Origin of the sequence: Methanolinea sp. (assembly GCA_016699325.1) — an archaeon.
Lineage (GTDB): Archaea > Halobacteriota > Methanomicrobia > Methanomicrobiales > Methanospirillaceae > UBA9949.
On record CP064971.1, the window covers coordinates 1,865,379 to 1,886,471 of the forward strand.

General features: G+C 54.3%; 21 protein-coding genes. 8 read left to right on the top strand and 13 right to left on the bottom strand.

The window, feature by feature from the left end; all coding sequences use genetic code 11:
• Nucleotides 1-214: 214 nt before the first annotated feature.
• The gene (locus IPI71_09725; GenBank protein ID QQR70897.1) at nucleotides 215-397 is read left to right on the top strand and encodes a hypothetical protein; all 183 of its coding nucleotides are present in this window, start codon (nucleotides 215-217) and stop codon (nucleotides 395-397) included.
• A 46-nt stretch (nucleotides 398-443) separates the two neighbouring features.
• Here IPI71_09725 and IPI71_09730 read toward each other — a convergent pair whose 3' ends face one another.
• The 3 genes from IPI71_09730 to IPI71_09740 form a co-directional block, all read right to left on the bottom strand.
• Nucleotides 444-827: a hypothetical protein gene (locus IPI71_09730; GenBank protein ID QQR70898.1), complete on the bottom strand. Its 384-nt coding sequence runs from the start codon at nucleotides 825-827 to the stop codon at nucleotides 444-446.
• Entirely contained in the window at nucleotides 814-1,143 is a 330-nt protein-coding gene (locus IPI71_09735) for a hypothetical protein (protein ID QQR70899.1), read from the bottom strand. Before IPI71_09735 ends, IPI71_09730 begins: the two co-directional genes overlap by 14 nt.
• Before the next feature lie 849 nt (nucleotides 1,144-1,992).
• Nucleotides 1,993-3,606 carry a putative manganese-dependent inorganic diphosphatase gene (locus IPI71_09740; GenBank protein QQR72021.1) on the bottom strand — a complete coding sequence of 538 codons (1,614 nt, stop codon included), beginning with the start codon at nucleotides 3,604-3,606 and terminating at the stop codon, nucleotides 1,993-1,995.
• A gap of 1,296 nt (nucleotides 3,607-4,902) precedes the next feature.
• Here IPI71_09740 and IPI71_09745 point away from each other — a divergent pair.
• On the top strand, nucleotides 4,903-6,066 hold the full coding sequence (locus IPI71_09745; GenBank protein QQR70900.1) for an RDD family protein: 1,164 nt from the start codon (nucleotides 4,903-4,905) through the stop codon (nucleotides 6,064-6,066).
• 283 nt (nucleotides 6,067-6,349) lie between these two features.
• Nucleotides 6,350-6,670, top strand: coding sequence for a carboxymuconolactone decarboxylase family protein (locus tag IPI71_09750; protein QQR70901.1), 321 nt, complete (start codon nucleotides 6,350-6,352; stop codon nucleotides 6,668-6,670).
• Between the two features lie 13 nt (nucleotides 6,671-6,683).
• On the opposite strand, the gene IPI71_09755 is transcribed toward IPI71_09750, so the two are convergent.
• From IPI71_09755 to IPI71_09780, 6 genes are all read right to left on the bottom strand, one after another.
• Nucleotides 6,684-6,896: a transposase gene (locus tag IPI71_09755; protein QQR70902.1), complete on the bottom strand. Its 213-nt coding sequence runs from the start codon at nucleotides 6,894-6,896 to the stop codon at nucleotides 6,684-6,686.
• Nucleotides 6,897-7,092: 196 nt separating this feature from the next.
• Nucleotides 7,093-7,746, bottom strand: coding sequence for a DNA-binding protein (locus IPI71_09760; GenBank protein ID QQR70903.1), 654 nt, complete (start codon nucleotides 7,744-7,746; stop codon nucleotides 7,093-7,095).
• A gap of 23 nt (nucleotides 7,747-7,769) precedes the next feature.
• Nucleotides 7,770-8,711, bottom strand: coding sequence for a DNA (cytosine-5-)-methyltransferase (gene dcm / locus IPI71_09765; protein ID QQR70904.1), 942 nt, complete (start codon nucleotides 8,709-8,711; stop codon nucleotides 7,770-7,772).
• 14 nt (nucleotides 8,712-8,725) lie between these two features.
• The gene (locus IPI71_09770) at nucleotides 8,726-10,396 is read right to left on the bottom strand and encodes an NERD domain-containing protein (protein ID QQR70905.1); all 1,671 of its coding nucleotides are present in this window, start codon (nucleotides 10,394-10,396) and stop codon (nucleotides 8,726-8,728) included.
• On the bottom strand, nucleotides 10,359-11,531 hold the full coding sequence (locus IPI71_09775; protein QQR70906.1) for a DUF1998 domain-containing protein: 1,173 nt from the start codon (nucleotides 11,529-11,531) through the stop codon (nucleotides 10,359-10,361). Before IPI71_09775 ends, IPI71_09770 begins: the two co-directional genes overlap by 38 nt.
• Before the next feature lie 1,136 nt (nucleotides 11,532-12,667).
• The gene (locus IPI71_09780) at nucleotides 12,668-14,731 is read right to left on the bottom strand and encodes a beta-propeller domain-containing protein (protein QQR70907.1); all 2,064 of its coding nucleotides are present in this window, start codon (nucleotides 14,729-14,731) and stop codon (nucleotides 12,668-12,670) included.
• A gap of 201 nt (nucleotides 14,732-14,932) precedes the next feature.
• Here IPI71_09780 and IPI71_09785 point away from each other — a divergent pair, with 201 nt between their 5' ends.
• The 4 genes from IPI71_09785 to IPI71_09800 all read left to right on the top strand — a co-directional run bounded on the left by IPI71_09785 (nucleotide 14,933) and on the right by IPI71_09800 (nucleotide 16,765).
• A complete protein-coding gene (locus IPI71_09785) occupies nucleotides 14,933-15,568 on the top strand; it encodes a DUF2115 domain-containing protein (GenBank protein QQR70908.1) in 636 nt (211 codons plus the stop codon).
• A gap of 125 nt (nucleotides 15,569-15,693) precedes the next feature.
• Nucleotides 15,694-15,999 (top strand): MscL family protein, encoded by a 306-nt coding sequence (locus IPI71_09790; protein QQR70909.1) that lies wholly within the window; start codon nucleotides 15,694-15,696, stop codon nucleotides 15,997-15,999.
• Between the two features lie 153 nt (nucleotides 16,000-16,152).
• Entirely contained in the window at nucleotides 16,153-16,455 is a 303-nt protein-coding gene (locus tag IPI71_09795) for a hypothetical protein (GenBank protein ID QQR70910.1), read from the top strand.
• 154 nt (nucleotides 16,456-16,609) lie between these two features.
• Entirely contained in the window at nucleotides 16,610-16,765 is a 156-nt protein-coding gene (locus tag IPI71_09800; GenBank protein QQR70911.1) for a hypothetical protein, read from the top strand.
• 42 nt (nucleotides 16,766-16,807) lie between these two features.
• On the opposite strand, the gene IPI71_09805 is transcribed toward IPI71_09800, so the two are convergent.
• From IPI71_09805 to IPI71_09820, 4 genes are all read right to left on the bottom strand, one after another.
• Complete coding sequence (locus tag IPI71_09805) at nucleotides 16,808-17,860, bottom strand: alcohol dehydrogenase catalytic domain-containing protein (GenBank protein ID QQR70912.1); 1,053 nt, start codon at nucleotides 17,858-17,860, stop codon at nucleotides 16,808-16,810.
• A gap of 30 nt (nucleotides 17,861-17,890) precedes the next feature.
• Nucleotides 17,891-18,715 carry a 3-hydroxy-5-phosphonooxypentane-2,4-dione thiolase gene (lsrF, locus tag IPI71_09810; GenBank protein ID QQR70913.1) on the bottom strand — a complete coding sequence of 275 codons (825 nt, stop codon included), beginning with the start codon at nucleotides 18,713-18,715 and terminating at the stop codon, nucleotides 17,891-17,893.
• A gap of 50 nt (nucleotides 18,716-18,765) precedes the next feature.
• A complete protein-coding gene (locus tag IPI71_09815) occupies nucleotides 18,766-18,975 on the bottom strand; it encodes a hypothetical protein (GenBank protein QQR70914.1) in 210 nt (69 codons plus the stop codon).
• 133 nt (nucleotides 18,976-19,108) lie between these two features.
• Complete coding sequence (locus IPI71_09820; protein QQR70915.1) at nucleotides 19,109-20,578, bottom strand: catalase; 1,470 nt, start codon at nucleotides 20,576-20,578, stop codon at nucleotides 19,109-19,111.
• Nucleotides 20,579-20,796: 218 nt separating this feature from the next.
• On the opposite strand from IPI71_09820, the gene IPI71_09825 reads away from it, so the two are divergent.
• Nucleotides 20,797-20,952: a hypothetical protein gene (locus tag IPI71_09825; protein ID QQR70916.1), complete on the top strand. Its 156-nt coding sequence runs from the start codon at nucleotides 20,797-20,799 to the stop codon at nucleotides 20,950-20,952.
• The last annotated feature ends 141 nt before the right edge of the window (nucleotides 20,953-21,093 follow it).

The window sequence follows — 21,093 nt, forward strand, 5'->3', positions numbered from 1 at the left end:
AAGGTGCCATTGTATCCGGTGGCTGTCCGTCGTCATGGTGGTGGTCCTGCATCTTACGGCCCAACCGTGCTCCGAGGATTGGTCCGGGAGGTGCCATCGTATCTGGTGGTGGCCCGTCGTCCTGGTGATGGCCCTGCATTTTACGGCCCAACCATGCTCCGAGGACTGGTCCGGGAGGTGCCATCGTATCTGGTGGTGGCCCGTCGTCCTGGTGATGGTCCTCCATCTTACGGCCCAACCGTGCCCCGGGGAGGGGGGAGGGGTCATCCCCCTGGCCCGACGCCTGGGACCGGCCAGTGATCAGCTCGCAGGACCAGACGGTCTCCTTCCCGAAACGGCGGCTTGTGGCAGCGGCACAGTTCCTGCCCTGGCAAAGGACGATGCCATGGGCATCTGACATGAAGGGGCAGATCTTCCGCTCTGACATGCGGCCGTTCTCATGTTCAGTCCACATACTGCCCCTCCTCTGCGATCCCGCCCGGGTACACGGTGAAGATATGCCAGCATCCCGACCCGGTATAGACCCACAGCTCGACTTCTATCCCGTCCCACCGGGGGATGTCCTGGAGGGCCCGGACATCGTCACGCCAGTAGCGCATCACGTCGTCGATCCCGATGACTTCATGCCGGGTCCGTCTCACGTGCACGAGGAGCAGGTGGCATGTCCGCTCGCACCAGGCGACCAGGTGGATCGAGGTGGAGTAGCGCATGGTGCGGAACACGCTGTATCCCTTCCTGCTGAGGAACAAGCAGGCCTGCGATTCGGCGGTGCGGCCCCGCTGGGGGTAGGAAGCAGGCGCGGTAAGGGTGCACTTACGCCGTAGCATCCGGCACCACTTCCTCACGTTCCGGGTTGGCTGGGCATTGCGGGTCCGGGCAGAGGCCACCGGCAGGAAGGGTGCAGAAAAACTCGGTCCACCTCCCGTTCTTCCGGTGGGCAAAATGCGGGCACTGCTTTGCCTTTTTCCGGGCCATCAGGCCACCTCCACGGGTCCGGGAGTGCGAAGGTTTTTTAACTTCCACAAAGAGGAGCTTAGGGGTCCCCTCCCTGTTCGAGCTGTGGTAGGCGTGAACAACCCGGGGGGGCCCGTTATTCTGCGCATCCTGCTTCCTCCCCGCCGGTGACGGCCTGGTGCTGGTCATGGCCCGGGTGGTTGTCTGCCAACAGTGCCTCCCGGTCTCTTGCTCGATGCCGGGACGGGGTTTTCTCCTGGTCCCGTAGGATTTTTAGAACTTTTTTGTTCATGCATACTTCCTGTATGTGACCATGAAGAGGGAAGAGTGGTATTTTGGGTCACATACAAAGGAAAGAAGAATGATCCGGCCCTTTAAATTTTTTGATTGGCGGAGTTCTGCCAATCCGGGGCCCTGTTTGTCCGAGCAATTACGAACTACCTGGGGGAACCTTTTAAGGAAACGACGGATGGGGTTGGATCCCGGATCGGGGTTTTTTCCAGGATGTTTTTATGCATCGGTGACAGGAATGTTCACCGCTGGGATTAACACGGTTGTCCAGGGCGCGGGAAGTGGGGGGTGGTGCAGAGCTGTTAATCAATCATCCCCTATGCCAGGGAGTGGGCTGTTCTCACCGTATGAACGCTTGTTTGACGGTGTCAAACCCTGCTTTTCGCGGGTCTCTTTTCAACAAGACGCCTTCTCCCTATAGTTGAACCTGAGACCGGGCAAGTCCCGGTATTTCTTCATCGGGTGGCTCTTCATGATTTTCGAGGAGCATCGTTTTATCTGGGGTGTTTCCCGGACGAACAGGCCGGCAACCACGAGGAATGGAGAGGATCCCAACCGGAGCCAATATCCCCCTATTCATCGATCCGGGTATCCACGTGAACGTGTAAGAACTTTGCAGGCTTAAAAAAGACATGACTTTTCCACTCTCTCTCCACAAGGATTCCTGCCCCTCGCCCCCGCCCCTCTCGCTGCACCGACACCGGTCCCGGGCCTGCAGGGGTATGGCGCCTCCTTCCCGGACAGGCCTCAGCCGCCCCTCAGCCGCTCCCCGAACCAGGGGACAAGATCCTTCTTCCGGGACAACATCCCCGGGAGATGCACCGGCTGAACGCCGAGCTCAAGGCGGCTTAAAAGGGCGGTGTCCCCGGCGGCAAAGAGATAACTCGCATCGTCCATGGCATTCGTGAACATCCCGAGGTAGAGATCGACTCCACGCTGCACCCTCAGCCGGTTGAGATCCCCATGGATCTCCCCTTCATGCTCCCGGACAAAGTCCGGTGACGGGACCATGACCTGGGCGATGATGACCTTCTTTCCAAAGATCTCATACTGCTTGGTATCCCTAGTGAGAAGCTCCCCCATGGCGACTCCTGGAAGGTTCATCCCCTGCTCGAGGAGCTGGATGCCATACCGGAAGGGGTCGATACCGGCGATGGATGCGAGAAAGGTCACCGCATCCCGGTCATGGCCGGTAGTCGTGGACGCCTTCAGGTTGAGGGTGTCGGAGAGGATCCCGGACAGGAGCATCCCCGCAACAGGCGGCTCCGGTTCCAGCCCGGCCTGGATGAACTTTTCGGCAATGATGGTCGAAGTGGACCCGACCGGGTCATTCAGGAACTTCACCGGCTTGAGAGTGGAGATGACGGCAAGGCGATGGTGGTCGATGATCTCGAGGATCTCGGCCTGCTCGACTCCGTCGACTGCCTGGGACAACTCGTTGTGGTCCAGGAGGATGACTTTCCTCCGGATGTCGGGGACAAGGGTGGTCCTGGTGACGATGCCCCTCAGGGTGCCGTCCGGCTCCACCACGCAGGCGGCCCTGAACCTGGAACCAAAGACCGTCCTCTTCGCATGCTCGAGGGTGTCTGCAAGGGAGAGCCTGGGGATATCCGTCTCCATGACCATGCCCGCAGGAAGCAGGAGATCGAGCCTGTTCCCGATGGCGAAGACCTCAAGATCGGTCTCGAGGAGGGAGACCCCCTGTTCCCTGGCTTTCTCCATCACCCGTTCACCGGCCCGGGCACCGCCGGCAACGATGAGCCCCTTCACCCCGCCTGACAGGAGGGCCAGCTGCACCGCCTCATTGTCACCGACGATGGCAATGTCATGGTGCCCGGGCCTCTTCCCGGAGATATCCGGGGCATCTATGGCGACAAAGACCCGGCCCCCGATGGCATCGCCCCCTTCCACGAGGAGCCGTGCAGAGAGGGCGTTTGCAAGGGCCCCGGGAGTGCGGTCCGTGATGGTCCGGTCCCCGGTCTGCGTCCGGCAGACATAGTACCGGGTGAGCCCGTGCTCGCTGACCATGCCGACAAGCCTCCCGCGTCCATCGGTGACCGGGACATTCCGGATATCATGGGTATCCATGAGCGCCGCGATATCCGCGACCGGTACGTCGACAGCCACGCTGATCCGGCTGATGGAAAGGTCGGCGACCCGGGGCACGACGTCCTCGACAAGGAGGGGCGGCTCCACGCCAAAGGTTTCCAGCGCCCAGGTGGTCTCCTGGGAGAGTTCCCCGCAGCGTGCCGGGACATACCTTCCGGGACTTGCATGGTTCAACAGCGCCCCGTAACCGATGACGCTTCCTATGCTGTCGGTGTCCGGCTGCCGGTGGCCCAGGACCAGTACCTTTTCCATGTCATCTCCCATTTCTTTCCGCATACGTGGCACACCCCACCACATAAGAACATCGGATCCATCGCAGCAGCGGGTGCCTGGGAACACTCCCTGTCCCCGGCGTTCACCGGGCCGGTCGCAGTCACCCGCCCCGTCCAGGGCTGTGCAGCGGGAAAGGACCCGGTGCAGGACAGAGGAGGCAGGGAGAGAAACAGGCCGGAGCCGGGAGGTGCCCGAACCGAACCGGTCCAGGAAAGGCTTACAGGGACGGCCAGGGGAAAGAGGACGCTTCAAGGACCCGGGCCTGGTGCCCCCCAAGTGACCGGTGCTTCCCGGACCTGGTGCCCCCCCACTGACCGGTACTTCCCGGGCCAATGCCGATCCTTCACTTTCGCTCTCCGTGTGGCTGATCCTGTTGAGGCTGGAGACCAGAGTGACGGGTATGAGTGAGGACCCTCCCCCAGTCAGGTGCCCGGGCTGTGGTTCAGTGTTCACTTCGCCGCTGGGTGACACCGGGATGTGGGAGTGCCACTATCACCTCTGTTGTGCCGTCTTTCCGGTGTGCTCGTCAAGGGGGCGGTACCAGGTGCCCCTGATAGCGGAAGATAAACCCCCCTACCTTCCCGAAATGAAAGGTGAACAGATCGAAACCTCTATGAAGTAACCCTCCTATTCAAGTCTGTTCTGCAATGGGCATTCGCCCCGTCTTGTGCACCGTGGGAGTCCCTGCAGGGGACGCTTACGAAGACGGAAATCCGTGCAGGACAAACTCTCCGGGCGAGTTACTGCAATTCTCGCCACCTTGAAGGCCTGGTCACCCCGGTATTTGCCCTTTATACCGGGGTGATAGAGGCGTGACAATTTTTTGACCAGGTTTCGGGCAGCCATTCCAGGGGTGCAGGGGTAACGAATGAAAAAAAAAGGGCAAACCCGGTTTGATATGATAACCGTGATGTCACCGGAATGGTGGAGCGTTCCGGGCGGTTCGTTCGATGTCGATCGGATGATTTCCTGCGACAAACGGGCCTGGTTTTCCGGGGAAAGGTCCTGGTGAGAGCCCGATCAAGGGCCTGTCCGGTACATCGATCCTTTTTAACCAGTGACTCACGCCCGGAGGAGTTTTTCCTTCCGGGATTCGGTACAGAGGGGGAAAAAACCCTCGTTTTGGACAATACCCGAAGAAGAATACAATACCCGGGCTTTGCGAGACCCGCTAACCATATCGGGAGACACCCCGGGGGCCTCGGTTCGGGTGCGGGATCTCTTCGAGAGAATTAGCTATTTATATTCCATACCCCATTTTATTCTCGTGAAGAAATGGCATTTGACGAGGGGGACCCAGCCGAATGGAAACGTCGTGGCGACAGCTACGTAAAGGCCGGAAAATACGAAGAAGCAATTCAATGTTACCAGTATGCAACCTACCTTGACCCCAGGAATGCTTCGGCCTGGAACAACCTGGGATATGTCTATTCAAAGCTGGGACGAACAGACGAGGCAAGGAGAGTACGGGAGAAAATAAACGAGATTAAAAGGCAGGAAATAACGGGAACATCCGGAATCCCGGCACATCGGGAAAACGACGCAATATCTTTTAAATCAGACGTCTATTTCGCCTCTCCATGGGACAGGTGGTTTGCGTATATTATTGACACGATCCTGGTGGTTGTCGTTTTCTTTTTTTTGGTCCTCCTCCTCCAGGCCATCTATCCTCATAACCAGGACTCTTTCATAATTATCCTCCCTGTTGCCATGGTTACATACTGGCTGTATTTTGCAGTTCTCGAAGCTGGAGAGAACCAGGCCACCCTGGGCAAACGGGCACTCAGGATATTTGTTACCGATGACCAGGGGAGGAGAATTACCTTTGCCCGATCTCTTGGGCGGAGTCTCTTGAAGATTGTCGATACCATTACACCCTTCAGTTTACTGACCCTCCTGAACGGGATAGCAATCAACTATACTGCAAAAAGCAAGGGCCTTCATGACTATATTGCAGGCACACTTGTGCTCACTGAAAAAGAGACCAGTAAAAAGGCTTTTTCCGGGGATACGGGCAACAGGTCGATGAGTATATGGTTTATTATCATTCTGGTCATTGTTGCCGTAATCGGCCTGATCATCATAAGTGCCGTCCTTGCAGCATTTGTCTTTGGGATGGCCGGATCGACATCTTCCTCGGCTATCTCTCCTGAAGCAATTAAATATGTTCCCACCGGGATAAAATGCGGGGAAGGGTATTGCGGAGCCGGGAGCATTTGCTGTAATGGACACTGCTATGAAGAACCTGGCCCTGATTATCAAATCGATTATCAAACGTGCATGATTTATCCAAAAGGGACTGTATTGTGCGGGGAAGAGTATTGCAGAGGAGAGTGCTGCAACGGGAAATGTTACGAACCCTGTCCACCCAATTATTTCCGTGCAAATGACTGCAATTGCTACGAACAAGGCGGACTGATGTGGGAAGGCCCAAAATAGAGAGGTTCCATAACATATCTTGAAATTCCTTCCCCTCCAGGGGACATTTTGACGGACCCGGGGGAAGTTTCAAGGAACCTGTCCCTTCTTTTCCAGGAATCTTTCCCCCCGCAACAAAGAGGCCTGTCAGAAAGCCAGCCTGAACATAATTTTTACCCGGGCTCGTGGTTTCCCGGGGATCTGGTAGAAAGGCCGATTTCCGGAGGGTCTCTTTCATGGTGAGCTGGTAAGGGAGCTATAACTAAATACGTGGAATGAGGAAGTGATAACTGGTGAAACAAGGATGAAGGAAGAAGTCTTCTTCGGCGAAAGCATGCCAAAGGTAAGAAAAGATTACCCGGACATTTACGATGCGATCGTGCATTTGAACGAGGCTACGTATACCGGGAAAGTCCTTGACTACAAGACCCAGAAACTGATTGCCGTGGGAATCAACGCAGCTGTCTCTGATGAGAAGGCGACCAAAAAACAGATGATGAGCGCGATGAAGGAGTTAAATGTCACAAAAGAAGAGATCGTGGACGTTCTGAGAATGGTCCTCCTGACAGCGGGGATGCCACCCTTTGTCAAGGGTATGAGAATTCTCTATGAATTGAAAGACTAGGGTGTGCAGGGTTTCAGGGGTCTCTCTCTGTCTTTTTTTTATTCCCATTGCGATAGGTTCGCCTTGATCCTGTTCTCTCGTACCTCCCGGCCCCGGTCAGCTCATCTGCTTCTCTCTGCATCACCTCGTTCAGAAACCAGGTGATAACATTCCTCATTCCTTCTTCGTTATCGGTAAGGTAATTTACTACGAGATCTTTACTATTCATTGCCCTGTATTCCTCCATTGTCAATTTAGAGTGGATACAGGGAATCTTCAATTTTACAGCTTTATATGCACACTACCGGAGAAACCGAGAGTTCTGTGAAGGTTATAATTCCTAAATCATGCGGAGTTCAGGCTCAATACCGACCGGGTACCATGAGATTGAGTATGGGTTGGTGAAGGGAGGTGGGAAGGGTTAAATTCCTCTCAAATTGGATTTATATTTTTTTCTGGAATGCCGATTTACAGAATGATGAGATTGGGCACTTTTCACACAACGGTTCACGCGAAAGACAAATTTTTGATCCGAGGTCGAGTAATGCAAAGTTAAAATCTGCCGGGTTTTCTCTGTCAAGCAGCTCTTCCATTTTCAGGAGGAATTGTTTCTGTCTTCTTGAACCATCGTTCACCTTAGTTCCAAAAATTCGTCCGGTAATTCTGACTGTATTGGTATCAACCAGAATCTCCGGATGATTCCATGCGAAACATCGAATGGCAGATGCAATGTAATTCCCAACTCCTGGCAGGGAGAGAAGATCTTGTTTATCTTCAGGAATCCTCCCATTGAAATCCGATTCGATATCCTGAGCCATTCGATAGATTAAATCGATTCTCCAGAATAGACCAGCAGATGCAAGTAATTCTTTAATTTCGTCGATATCTGCCTCAACAATAGCTCGAATCGTTGGAAAACGTAAGGTAAATTTTTGATAGAGGGGAACAACCTGATCTGCTCTGGTTCTGTGAAGTAAAATTTCTGCAATCAGAATTTTATAGGGATCCTTCGTTTCTCGCCAGGGATAGTATCGAAAATTATCCTTCCCCCACTGTAGCAATAGTGAGTGTATTTTAGCGAGGCTCTCTCGTTTCATATTTAAGCCGTTCCCTGATTATTTTAATAACAACGGTTTTCAATGATATATTTTAGCGTGGTGGCCATCCTCATTGCCACTACAGGACTGACTGAATCAGCTGCCATCTGATATTTCATTCCCATTGCCATGGTGGGGGGGAACAGGTAGGTATCCGGAAATCCCATAATTTCAAGCACTTCTCGAACAGAGAGCACTCTTATGGGAAAATTATTTTCCCCAGCATTTGGATGAAGGATGTACGTTTTCATCACATTGCCAAAAGAAGGCGCACATTCATCGTATTTCAATCTGTGCCAGCCATATTTACCGGTCTTATAGTTTTCGTGATATTTCTCAATTGTTTTCAAATGGGGCCACTCATGATCGGGGAAATCATGCATGGCCATTTTTTCGTATTTCTTAATTGCCTGCTCTATGCTGAGGGATTGTGACCTTAGAACTTTTAATTTCTCAAAAAAATCATCTGCATCGTTACCGAATTCTCTAAAGCCTGCAGTGAATAAGCGTTTTCTCTGACTGGCAATTCCAAAATGGCTATAATTAATTCTATGGAAGGATACACTGTATCCCTCTTTTGCAGTTCTCTCGATGAGTCCCTGATAATTGGGATCTCCTGAAAGCGGGGGAACGTTTTCCAGAAGAAAAGCCCGTGGTCTGATTTCGTAGATATGATGGAAAAAACGGACCAACAAATTATAATCCGGATGGTTAATTCCTCTCTTTTTGATATTGATTGACGACCAGGGCCGGCAGGGAGGCCCGCCAATGATGATATCAAAATCGCCTGTTATCTCATCCTCTGCAAGATTTTTCTTGAAAAAATTTCCAATTTTATTCAATGAGAAAATTTCACCCGACCTGGGATTGATATCTACACCGGTGACTGAAAACCCTTCATTTCTGAATCCGAGTGAGAATCCCCCGGCGCCACAGAACAGATCAAGAACTTTTAATTGTGCCATTGTCGTGATTTTCTTTAATAAAGATTCTGAAGTGCAGGAACATTTCCCACAATCACCAGATATGCCCGTGCCCTTGATGTGGCAACGTAAATGAGTTCCCGATCGCCTGTCATATCAGGCGTTGCAGCAATAATTACAACACGTCGCTCAAGACCTTTAAATCTTCTAATCGTATCGAGAATGAGAAAGTCAAGGTCTATTGCTTCGGCATTTCGGCATTCAACCCCATCCAATCGTGCATCTGGTGCGAATTCAGCTATTTTCTGTGCAGATGTTACAAGGACCGCAATATCTGATGGCCTGATGCGTTCTTCTGTTAACAGGTGATGTACTCTCTGATTAATGATTGATTGAATTTCTGATGCCGAAGAAGCATGGATCCACTCTACCTCAACCCCTTCGGGTCCAATGGGCTCAATAGCAGATCCATTGTAATATTTTTGAACTACATTGTGAATGCGACGGGTATTACGCATATTGAGTGATAATCTGAAAGGAGGCTGATTGATTTCAAGGGGCAGAACTGGAACAGTACCATAAACACTCTGGTTGCTGTCAAAAAAGATACGAAGGAATCCATCGGGATGCAGAGCTTTGTCGAGAGTTGATAACCATTCCGGGGAAAAATCCTGCCCCTCATCGACAATTATTACATTGAATCGGTGGTTGTGAAGTATCTGAAGAGCTTTCCCCAGAATGTCAGAATATTTCCGCGCAGATAACTTTTTCTCAGAGATACCCCCCGGTAATTGAATCCCAGCTTTGTTAGCCATCTGATAACACAGTTCGTGGAATGTGACCACTCTGATATTTTTCCAGGATTCGAGACGATGATGTATATATTCGGCAAGAGGGTGATTAAAACAGAGAAATAAAATCTTTTCACCAGAACCTGCACGACGAACAGCCTCTTCCATGGCAAGTACTGTTTTTCCAGTCCCCGCTCCTCCAGAGATTGCTGCACGATGTATATCCTGGATAAATGTGAGTGTATGGAACTGCTGATATGTCAGGGTCTCAATTTGAGCATCATCCGATGCCAGTATGTTCCCCAATGGAACATGCAGCTGGAATGGATGTGCCAGTACAGCCTCGAGGGCTCTGATCCCATCCTCCCCAAGAGGTTTTTCCTTCTGGGACAAACCATCGATTTCGCCATATCGGTTCATCACCCATTGTCGTAAATCGGTTTCGAACTCATCCAGACAACAGAAGATAGAGCGAGGACTGTCAGGACCCAGATCTTCTCCGGGACATTCAGAATCTGGAAGAATAACTCCGTGTCTTGCTCTTATTCGTCGTGATTTCCACTTACCCGAGTCTTTCAGTTTTTTCAGGAGATGGTGTTTGCTTGTCCTCGCCTGACCAACAGGATTCTTAATCTCGTGACGCACGCCCCATCGATCCCGGCTTTTCCATTTATCCAATTTCGGATCATAACTGACTTCTCCACCCTTTACTTCAATCGCAAGAATACCCAGATTGGGGTGGGCAATCAGGAAATCGCATTCACCATCTTTTTCTTCACCAAAAGGTGTGAGACCCAGCCACGGACGTGAATAGAAAACGACAAATGAATCCTCAAGCACATCTCGAAGACGATTATAAACCCGACATTCGGCTGACCTGAGGATATTTGAGACAATTTCAGCGGGAATCTCGCGGGGCCACATTACCGCCATCATCAACCTCTCTCAGCAAATCTGAAAAATATCCCATCCCTCTATCGTCAGGAAGCCCTACCAGCATTGCCCGATCAAGAAACCGGTTATACTGTTCGCATGACGTTTCAGGCGCCAGACAGCAGGCATGGCATGCAGACCCGGAATAGTGTTCTGGTGGGGCAATCACCTGTTCGATACAGAGCGGATCCGAAGAGCACCACTCCATGTCCCGTATAGCAGCTCTTACCGTTGGTGAGATTCTGGCAGCTTCACCCTGACGTTGAAGACCCCCAAGCGTACCATCAGAATCAGAGGTGGCTGTATATATGAGAACTCCTGCCATATCACCGGAATCATCACTGACATATATCCTCTCTCTGAGCGATGCGCTTGAGTATCCGCATTCGAGAGTAAGCTGTCGCATAAGTGCATGAGCCCACGTGTGAACAAGGAAGTAACGTGGCGTAAGAAGAGGTGTGGATCTGCCCTCAAAGCGTTTGTTCCATTCACGCTGCCAGCGCTCCTGGATTGCCTCTGCACGCAGTCTTATCCTTTCCTGCTGCTCCCAGCATCGGAGAGTGGTCGGGTTAAACTCCATAAAAATACCCTCTCCACGGACTTCAATTGCAGGTAACCATCGAGTTGCGTTCAATGATAGAGGAACAATGTTTCTATCGTTTTCATCTCCACATGGATTTATTCTGGTAAATCCTCTAAGGGTAATAACCTCGTGCAGGCGCACCACTCTGACAATTTTTCTGAAATAAGGTCTTATTTCATCGGGAACTTCAACATTCCTTATCTCAAAATCGCCATCATCGTCCTGGCCGATATCAAAACCTGCAATAAGGTGCTTGTATTCCTCATACTTGAGGTTCAGCATTTCATCTCGATGAAAATCTTCAAGTCGCTCTTCAATCATTCTAGTAAGGGATTCAGGAGTGAGGTTGAGATTCTTCAGGGTCTCTTTCAGACTTCCCCTGGCCAGAATTCGGATATATTCTGCTCTGTCGTCCGGATCTGTTTTTACCAGTTCATCCCAGTAAACTCCCAGCTCTTTCTCTGATAGTACGACTGCGCTTGCAGGCACGGCAAAGGCAAGTGCCAGCATCACGAGTGCTACTACCATTATTCCGAACTTCTTTCCTATTTTCATGTTTCTTTCCTCCAATTCGCTTGGATTCCAGAAGGCATGACAAAAAAGCTTTTAATGTTTTAAGCCAATGTTTATCACGCCTACGGGCTGCAAAGGGGTTCAACATCATTCCAACGAGGTTAGAACCCCTCGCAACAAATCTGCAATTCTCAGCAGAGCAGAAAAAACTTCTGAGGTCACGAATTGTAAAAATAACCCCTTAAATTAGATAGTATCACTTAGTGATTAAATTAATATTAATCAAAGAAATTAATTGCTTTTTATGAGTATTTTACTGTGCGATTATCAGGATGAGTGAGGCACCAAAGTTGTATTGATGAGCCTCATTTCAGGACAAATTAGGTAGTCCGAAAATAGTATGTTTCATCCGGGAGGGTTAAGAGACGGCCAGAACGGCGATGAAGCGGTGATACTGGTCTCATCTTGCCGACCCTGGGAACCTGTGGCGCAAAGGGGGCAGGAGCCAAAAACCAAAATAAAAGGTTATTATTGTGGGTGAAGAAATTTACCCCGATTTTGATGTTGTATCAGCAAAACAAATATCATAAAGGAATGGAGAGGCGGGATCCGTCTTGTACCATGGGCCACGTTCTTCCCAGATTTTCTGCAGTAGTGTTGATTTATCCCATATGCTCGGTGCCATATCCTGTCCCTGAGACGGTCCAGGAGTTGGTAAAGGCGGTTGGGCGGGCATAATTGGCAACCCTGACGGTAGTTGAGAAGGCGCAGTGGTCGGAATGGATTGGCTCTTGTAGGCTGAAATCAGATCAGCTTTACTAATTCCGGCGACGGGTGACCAGACAATAATCAGGATAACAACTAAGCATATAATAACGGGCCACATTTTCATAGCGATTCACGTGAGTAGATAATTTAAACATCTATATAAATTTATATGATGAAATAAGTTGGGAAAAGATTCAAGAACTTGTTGCGTGTATATAAGAACAAATATACATAATGTTGTATTAAAAATCTGTCATAACCTGGTGATCAATTGATTAAAGGATTCTAACCACGAGTGAAAAGTGCTGCTATGGGGATTTAATCAGCGTTTCATATTTTGATAATTATAACAGTCAACAGTGTGTTGTTTTTAAAAAAAGGAACACCCCGTTAAAAAACAGGGAGAGCCCCTACCCCCTCACCACCGGATACAACACCTCCCCGGGAGGAAGCGGGATCGTTGCAATCGTCGTGTTGATATCCCCAAGCGAGTTCGCCTTGATCTGCTTTGCCGACATCGTGTACAGGACATCACCGATGTACAGCGATCGCTTGACCTCGGAGGCCGAGCTGCCGTAGTAGTAATACCCGGAATCCCCGGCCCCATGCTGGACGGTGCCACGGAGGCTAAACCCGGTCTGCGGGGACAGCCCGAACACGTATGCCCCGTACCAGACCTGCGGACGGGAGGAGTAATAGTCCTCCCTGACGACCGGCTCGGCGGTAACAGCCCGTACCGGGATCACCAGGAGGTTCTTTGGCCGGTCAAAGAGGAAGGCGTGGTGGTCTGCCAGCGCCGCCGAGTCGGAACCGGCATCCCCGATCTGCACCTTGGAAACGAGGGCCGGGTTTGCGACATCCGAGACATCGAAGAGGGCGAGCTTGACCCCGCTCGTGGAGACCCCGCCCCATTCACTGGTCGCCGTCTCCTTGCCGATGCCGATGATGTGCGTTGCATCGTAGGGGTGGAGGTAATCAGAGTAGCCGGGGATCTTCAGCTTGCCGAGGATCTTCGGGTCATGGGGCGAGGATAGATCGATCACGAAGAAGGGATCGATCCGCCTGAAGGTCACCATGTAGAGCCGGTCGCCGATGAACCGGGTGGCATAGATGGATTCCTGTTCGGCAATATGGGTCAGTCCGCCAACGATCGCCATCTCCGGGGACAGGACATAGACATTGTTGTAGGTGTACTGCCCGTACCGCGGAGTGTAAACGGTTGAGGTTGTCGCCACCCGGAGGTTTCCCTTGTATTCATCCATCGAGAACTGGTTGTGCAGGGTGCCGGGCACCTCCCCCCTGGCCAGGTAGGTGATGGCGCCGTTCCGGATACCGATCTTGTGGATGACGGTGGTGGTCTGGTCTGCCTCATGCCGGCGGACCACGTCCTCTTCGGCGGTCCGGAGCCCCTCGATGATGGACTGCCGTTCGCTCTCGCTGAGAGTGTTGAAATCGGCCGGGATACCGGGCAGGCTTGCAGCAGAACTGCCGGCATCGTTGATCATAGGGACAGGCGGCTCGCGGTAGATCACCGGGAAGTGGCGCGGATAGCCCACGTACATCGCATCCCCGGAGACGTAGAGCGTATTCCCGGTGCCGAGCAGGTAGGTCTGGGCATCCTTCTCCTTCCCGCTCGTGGCATCAAGGACGGTGATGGTGGTGAACGTGTACCATGACTCGGGATGGTCGAAATACCAGACATCCGGCTGGATTACGGTCCGTGACCCCTCGCGGAGAACAGGGACGACGATCGGGCCATCACGGTAATACGGGTTAACCTGCTCCTGGGTGACCAGGTAGACGAGCGAGCCGACCATCCGGGCATCGAAATAATCGCCGTCGATCGAGTAGTCTTTCACCACCCGGGGTCTGGCCCGGTCGCTGATATCATAGATGGTCGCGTGCGTGACCGGTGAGTGCGGACGGTAGTATGGCGGCACTATCCCCGGTTCTGCCAGGGATATGGTGACATCCGGCGTCCCGGTGCTGAAGAGGACCAGGCGGTCACCCCGGACAAAGATGTCCCGGGGTGTGTCGGCAATCCCGGTGGTGGACACCACCGAGGCGCCCGCTGCAGGGTAGGCGTCGATGATCAACAGGTTTGAGCCGGAGATGGTGTAGATATACCGGTTGTCGTTCTTGATGATATCCGGCTCATCGACACCGGCAACCTGGACATTGGTCTGCGAGTACGGGACCCCGCCTGGGCCGCCACCATCCCCCCGTACAGAGGGGGCAGGGATACCGGAGGCCTGTTCGCTGGCCCACGCATTGGTGCTGAATGTTGGCACCAGGGTCCGGTGGGGAACTGCCTGCACCGACTCCCTGAGGTACTGCTCGATCTCGGCGGTTGAATTGAACTTCTTCAGTCCTGATGATGCGGGAGGTGTGGTTGCCGGGACGCTCATGCATCCCGCCGCAAGAACTGCGATGAGGATGAGGAAGCAACCGAGGATGAAACGATTGCGTGACATACGCGTAGGTAGGGAGGGGGATATCATCAAGCTGGTGTAAACTGCGAAAATTCCCAAAGCCATGGAGAAAGAGATCGATTCCCTGGTTCCGGGCAGGTGCCGGTGACAGTGTATCCAGCCTACTGGAGAGTGGAAAGAATATGGGCATTTAATACATACCGGTGTAAAAGATCGTTAGATGGAAAAGGGAGATCCCTCACCATGAACACCGAAGAAATTGCAGGAACATGCCAAAGGCTCGCATCACAAAAGACCCGTGGTGAGCTGGGCGGCGCGATTGCAGGGATAGTGCTCTCGTACTCCCCCAGGGACCTCCAGCGGATGCGGTGGAATTTTTCGGGGAAGATCCAGGACATGCCGCCGGAACTGCGGAAAAAACTCGAGGAGACCATCACCGGGCACCTGCAGGGGACCTACCAGGCACTCCGGCTCATGAACCAGCAGGGGACGTTTTCCTGCATGGATGAACCCCCTGCACAGGGTGCGGGTGCATACTGGAAGATGGTCGAAGCCCGGTGTTCTGCCGGGGACGCGGAAAAGGTCAGGCTAAGGTTCCTGAAATTTCTGCTCTCGGGGTTCTGCATGTTCGTGCAGCTACTCCCCGGCCACCCGGTCGGCATGCCGTTTCCCGGAGGAGAGAAAGTCAAGGTCATCGACGGGGTCTACTACTGCCCGGTCAGGGAGAAGGCAAACGATGTCGATTCGGCCCTCTGCCCCTTCTGCCCGGCCCTCCAGACCCCGGAGATCGGGTACCTGAAACCGCCGGTGGATTCCGGCAGGCACCGGAAGGAGGAGTTCCTCCGCCAGACCTTCGAACGGCACCATTACAACGGGTGAATGGCCAGGGACCTTTTCCGGCAAAAGCGGTACGGGTTTTCCGGGAATCGGGGGCGTTCCTGCAGCGATTACTTTTTAACGAAACCCGCTAATCAATCATTATCTCAGTATCTGAGGTGTGACACATGGGTATGTTAAAAGAGTTCATGGACTTCCTCTACGAGTACAAGGTCATAGGGCTTGCAATCGCCTTCATCATCGGTGTTGCCGCAACGGCGCTGGTCAAGTCCCTGGTTGACAACATCGTGATGCCGGTAATCACCTTCTTTATCCCCGGCGGTGAGTGGCAGAATGCAACGCTTGTGCTCGGGTCGATTGTCATTTCATGGGGAAAATTCCTTGCCGACCTGATCTACTTTATCATCGTCGCATTTGTCGTCTTTATCGTCGCCAAGAAGGTGCTTAAGGAAGATAAAGTGACCAAGAAGTAACCCCCTTTTTTTTCCTGTCCTTCAAATCCAGGACAAAGAGCCCTGTTATTCACAAATACCTCTCACCGGAGGAGAGGCCGGTGCTGACCCGGACCCAAGATCCCGGTCTCCTGCTGGAACCGGTATCACTTCTGCGGATGGACGATCGCTTTCATGCTCCCGTCCCGGTGCCGGGCTGGAACCGGTATTCATTTCTGCGGATGGACGATCGCTTTCATGCTCCCGTCCCGGTGCCGGGCTGGAACCGGTATCACTCCTGCGGATGGACGATCGCCTTCAGGCTCCGGTCCCGGTGCCTTGCTGGAACCGGTATCATTCCTGCGGATGGACGATTGCCTTCACGCTCCCGCCCCGGTCTCCTGCTGGAACCGGTGTTACTCCTGCGGATGGACGATCGCCTTCACGCTCCCGTCCCGCTGCCGGGCTGGAACCAGTATCACTCCTGCGGATGGATGATCGCCTTCGGACTTCCGTCCCGGTGCCGGGCTGGAACCGGTGTTACTCCTGCGGATGGACGATCGCCTTCAGGCTTCCGTCCCGGTGCCGGGCTGGAACCGGTATCACTCCTGCGGATGGATGATCGCCTTCGGACTTCCGTCCCGGTGCCGGGTTGGAACCGGTATCACTCCTGCGGATGGATGATCGCCTTCACGCTCCCGCCCCGGTCTCCTGCTGGAACCGGTATCACTCCTGCGGATGGGCGATCGCCTTCATGCTCCTGTCCCGGTCTCCTGCTGGAACCGGTATCACTCCTGCGGATGGATGATCGCCTTCACGCTCCCGCCCCGGTCTCCTGCTGGAACCGGTATCACTCCTGCGGATGGACGATCGCCTTCAGGCTCCCGTCCCGGTGCCGGGCTGTCAGGAGGAACCCCTTCACCGTTTCCCGTAACGGGAAAACATGGGTGATCATACCGGTCACATTGACCCTGCCATGCTGGATCCATTTCAGGGCGATGGCCAGGTCATGGAAATCGGCGGCATAGGAATGGGTGATCGTGACCTCCTTCTGCCACAGGTCCCATACATTGATCCTGGACTGGACTTCAGGGTTGGTGGGGGCAAAAAAGAGGATCGTCCCCCCTGGTCCGATGGCTTCAAGTGACTGTTCCACGCAGACCGGGACCGGTGCGGTCACGATGACCGTATCTGCACCAGCCCCGCCGTTCAGTTCCCTGAACCGTGCCGGGACGTCTTCGGAAGCGGGAATGGTTGCATCGGCACCGAATCCCCGGGCGATCTCCAGCCGCTCGGGACTCGGGTTGGAGACCGCAATAAACCCCGCACCATTCAGCCGGGCGGCCTGGATATGGAGAAGCCCGGTGATACCGGCACCGATGACCAGGACCGATCGGCCATCCGAGGTCGGGGCGAACCGCTGTCCCCGCACCACGCAACCCAGGGGTTCGACGAAGGTCCCGGCATCGAAGGAGACCGGGCCGGGAAGCCGCAGCATCCCCCTGTCCACGTTGATTTCGGGCAGCACAACGTATTCTGCAAACGCCCCGTACCCGTTCTTGAACTTTGTGGTATGCAGGGTCTTGCAGGCGGTCGCATGCCCGCGGATGCAGGCGTTGCAGGTGTTGCAGGGGACATGGTGAGTCACAACGACCCGGTCTCCCACCCTCCATTCCGGGTCAACCGCGGAGCCGACCTCGGCGATGGTCCCCGTGCACTCGTGGCCAAACGCCCCGATCCCCCCTGGTCGCCCGGCACGCTTCACCCGGTACCATTCCATCACATCCGACCCGCACACCCCGCAGGCCATGACCCTGACCCTGACCTCCCGGGGCCCCACGGTGAGATCGTCGACTTCCTCGATGCGGATGTCGCTGTTTGAGTAGTAGACCGCGGCTTTCATCGCATCACCGGGAAGCGCTGCATCGCAGGTTCAGTCAAGCTTCCGGGCACCGGGCAGGCAGGAGCTGTACACCTCAAGGGCTTCCCTTACCGTATGGTCTTCGTGGACGATTGCCCCAATCGCCCTGATCATGCCCACCGGGTTGTCGTCCTGGAAGATGTTCCGCCCGAAGTCAACCCCTGCCGCACCGGCCTGGACCGAGTTGTAGGCCATCTCGAGCGCATCGGGAGGACTCGAATATTTCCCGCCGGCAACGACCACTGCCGTGGGAGCGACCCACTCCACCAGCTTCGGGAATTCATCGCAGTAATAGGTCTTGATGATCCGGGCCCCGGCATCCTGGCAGATACGGGAAGCAAGGGCCAGGTAGCGAAGGTCCCGGGCCATGTCCTTTCCCACGGCGGTGACGGCCAGGACCGGGATGCCATACTCCTCGGCGGAATTGATCATGTCGGTGAGGTTGAGGATCGTCCGCTGCTGGTTGGCCGAACCGATGAACACGCTGACCGCCACACCGGCCGCATCCATCCGGATGGCTTCCTTGATGCTCACCGTGACCTGTTCATCGCTCAGATCATCGAAGAGGACGCTGTTTCCCCCGGAGACCCGGAGCATGATGGGCTTAGACCCGAGATCCTCGGGGGCGATGTTGCTGCGCACCGCCCCGCGGGTGGTCATCAGGCAGTCGCAGTAGGGGAGGAGGGTTTTGACGGTCGTGCTCATGTCCCGGAGCCCGGTTGTCGGCCCCTGGAAATAGGGGTGGTCGATGGCCAGCATGACCACCCGGTTGTCGATCGGGCTGATTATCCGGTTCATCCGGCTCTGGATTCCTGCATCAAGATACGCATTCACCATGGGGACACTCCACGAGAAGTAAGGATATGCAACGGTAAAAAGCGTTGGGATTACCGGTTATCCGGCCTGACGATGAGGTAGCCCTTCCCGGTCAGCCAGCGGTGAAATGCATGGGTGGTATGCAGGCAGGGGGAGGCACAGATCGCCCGGATTTCCTCATATCGCGGAGAGTTTTCCACTTCCCTGTCCAGGAGCACCTGGATCGGGCATTGCACGTCCCTGCAGTACTCACGGCGCTGGTACTCGATATACCCCTTCATACCAGGTTCTTGGAAAAGAACGGGAAAAGGTTACCGGTCTTTGCGAACGGACAGGAACCGGTCCCGGACGACCTGCAGTGAGAATGGAGCATGGCATGACAGCTGCCCTTGGAAAAAAAGGGAGGAGATCGCTTCAGGTGGATTCCTTGACGGCATCCATCGAGATGCCACAGGCGTCCGCAACCCCCTTGCCGTATGCCGGGTCGGCCTTCATGCAGTTCCTGATGTGCCGTATCTTGATGAACTCCGGTGCATCTCCCATGGCCCGTGCGGTGTTTTCGAAGAGGACTTTCTGCTGGGCAGGGCTCATCAGTCGGAAGAGCTTGCCCGGCTGGGTGTAATAATCGGAATCGTCCTCGCGGAAGTTCCAGGCCGCCGCCGCACCGGAGAGCTCAAGCGGCGGTTCGCGGTACCCGGGCTGCTCCTGCCACTCGCCGTAACTGTTCGGTTCGTAGCCGATGGTGGCGCCATGGTTTCCATCAACCCGCATCTGGCCGTCCCGGTGGGATGGGTGCGCCGGTGCATATTTCGGGCGGTTGACAGGGATCTGGTGGTGGTTTACCCCGAGGCGGTAACGCTGGGCATCGCCGTAGGAGAAGAGGCGGCCCTGCAGCATCTTGTCGGGAGAAAACCCAATGCCCGGTACGACCGCGGCAGGGTTGAATGCCGCCTGTTCCACGTCCTGGAAATAGTTGTCGGGGTTCCGGTTCAGCTCAAGCACACCCACCTCGATCAGCGGGTACTCCTTCTTGTACCAGACCTTGGTGAGGTCGAAGGGGTTGTAGGGCATCTTTTTTGCCTGCTCATCGGTCATCACCTGGATGTACATCGTCCAGCGGGGGAAGTCACCCTTCGCGATGCTCGTGAACAGGTCGCGCTGGTGGCTCTCCCGGTCCTTGGCGATGACCGCCTCGGCCTCCTCATCGCTCAGGTTCTTAATCCCCTGCTTCGTGATGAGGTGGAACTTGACCCATACCCGTTCGTTCCTGGCATTGATCATGCTGAAAGTGTGGCTGCCAAAGCCGTGCATGTGGCGGTAGGAGAGGGGGATTCCACGGTCGCTCATGGTGATGGTCACCTGGTGCAGCGCTTCGGGAAGCGACGACCAGAAGTCCCAGTTGTTCTTTGCAGAACGCATGTTGGTGTGGGGGTCGCGCTTGACCGCCCGGTTGAGGTCAGGGAACTTGTGGGGGTCCCGCAGGAAGAATACCGGGGTGTTGTTCCCGACAAGGTCCCAGTTCCCCTCTTCGGTATAGAACTTGACGGCAAATCCGCGGATATCACGTTCCGCATCGGCAGCCCCCCGCTCACCGGCAACAGTCGAGAAGCGTACGAACACCTCAGTCTTTTTTCCGACCTCTGAGAAGATCTTTGCCTTTGTGTACCGGGTGATATCATGGGTGACCGTGAAGACCCCGAATGCGCCGGACCCCTTGGCATGCATGCGCCGCTCCGGGATCACCTCGCGGTCGAAGTGCGCAAGTTTCTCCTGGAACCAGACATCCTGCATCAGCATTGGCCCGCGGGGACCGGCGGTGATTGCGTTCTGGTTGTCAGCAACAGGTGCACCCGCAGCGGTGGTCAGTTTCTTCTTTTTTTCCATTATCTGTACTCCTTTCTTTCCTTTTCAGGGAATGAGGAAGCCTCCGGCCTGAGCCGACAGGATAGTCTTGTTACTCCCGCTCATCAACTTTACCGATAGGGAAAGTGCCGGACATAATATAACGTCCCCTGCCTCTCCCCCTGGTGGTATAAAGGGTCACCGGGGTTTTGCATTGCAATCGCCAGGGGAGGTCTTTTTAAAACCTGCACACATTTCCCATGACGGTAAAACTGCCATCCGCTGCCTGTATGATCGAGACCACCGAACGGTCGGCCCCGCTGGAGCATGATCGGTCCCAGGCAACCCTCCCTGCATTGTCAAGGAGAACAATGCGGAGCGTTTCCACCCTGGAGGGTCTCACCTGGTTACAGTGAGCCCCTGCGTTCCTCGCATGCTGAAAAGACGGTATGAACCCCGGACCTGGTGGGGGGGTCTCTACCCCTTCCAGGGTATGGCCTTCATGCCCATTCTGCCTGCCAGGCAGCCTTTCTCCTTTCTTCCGCTGACCCTGGGAG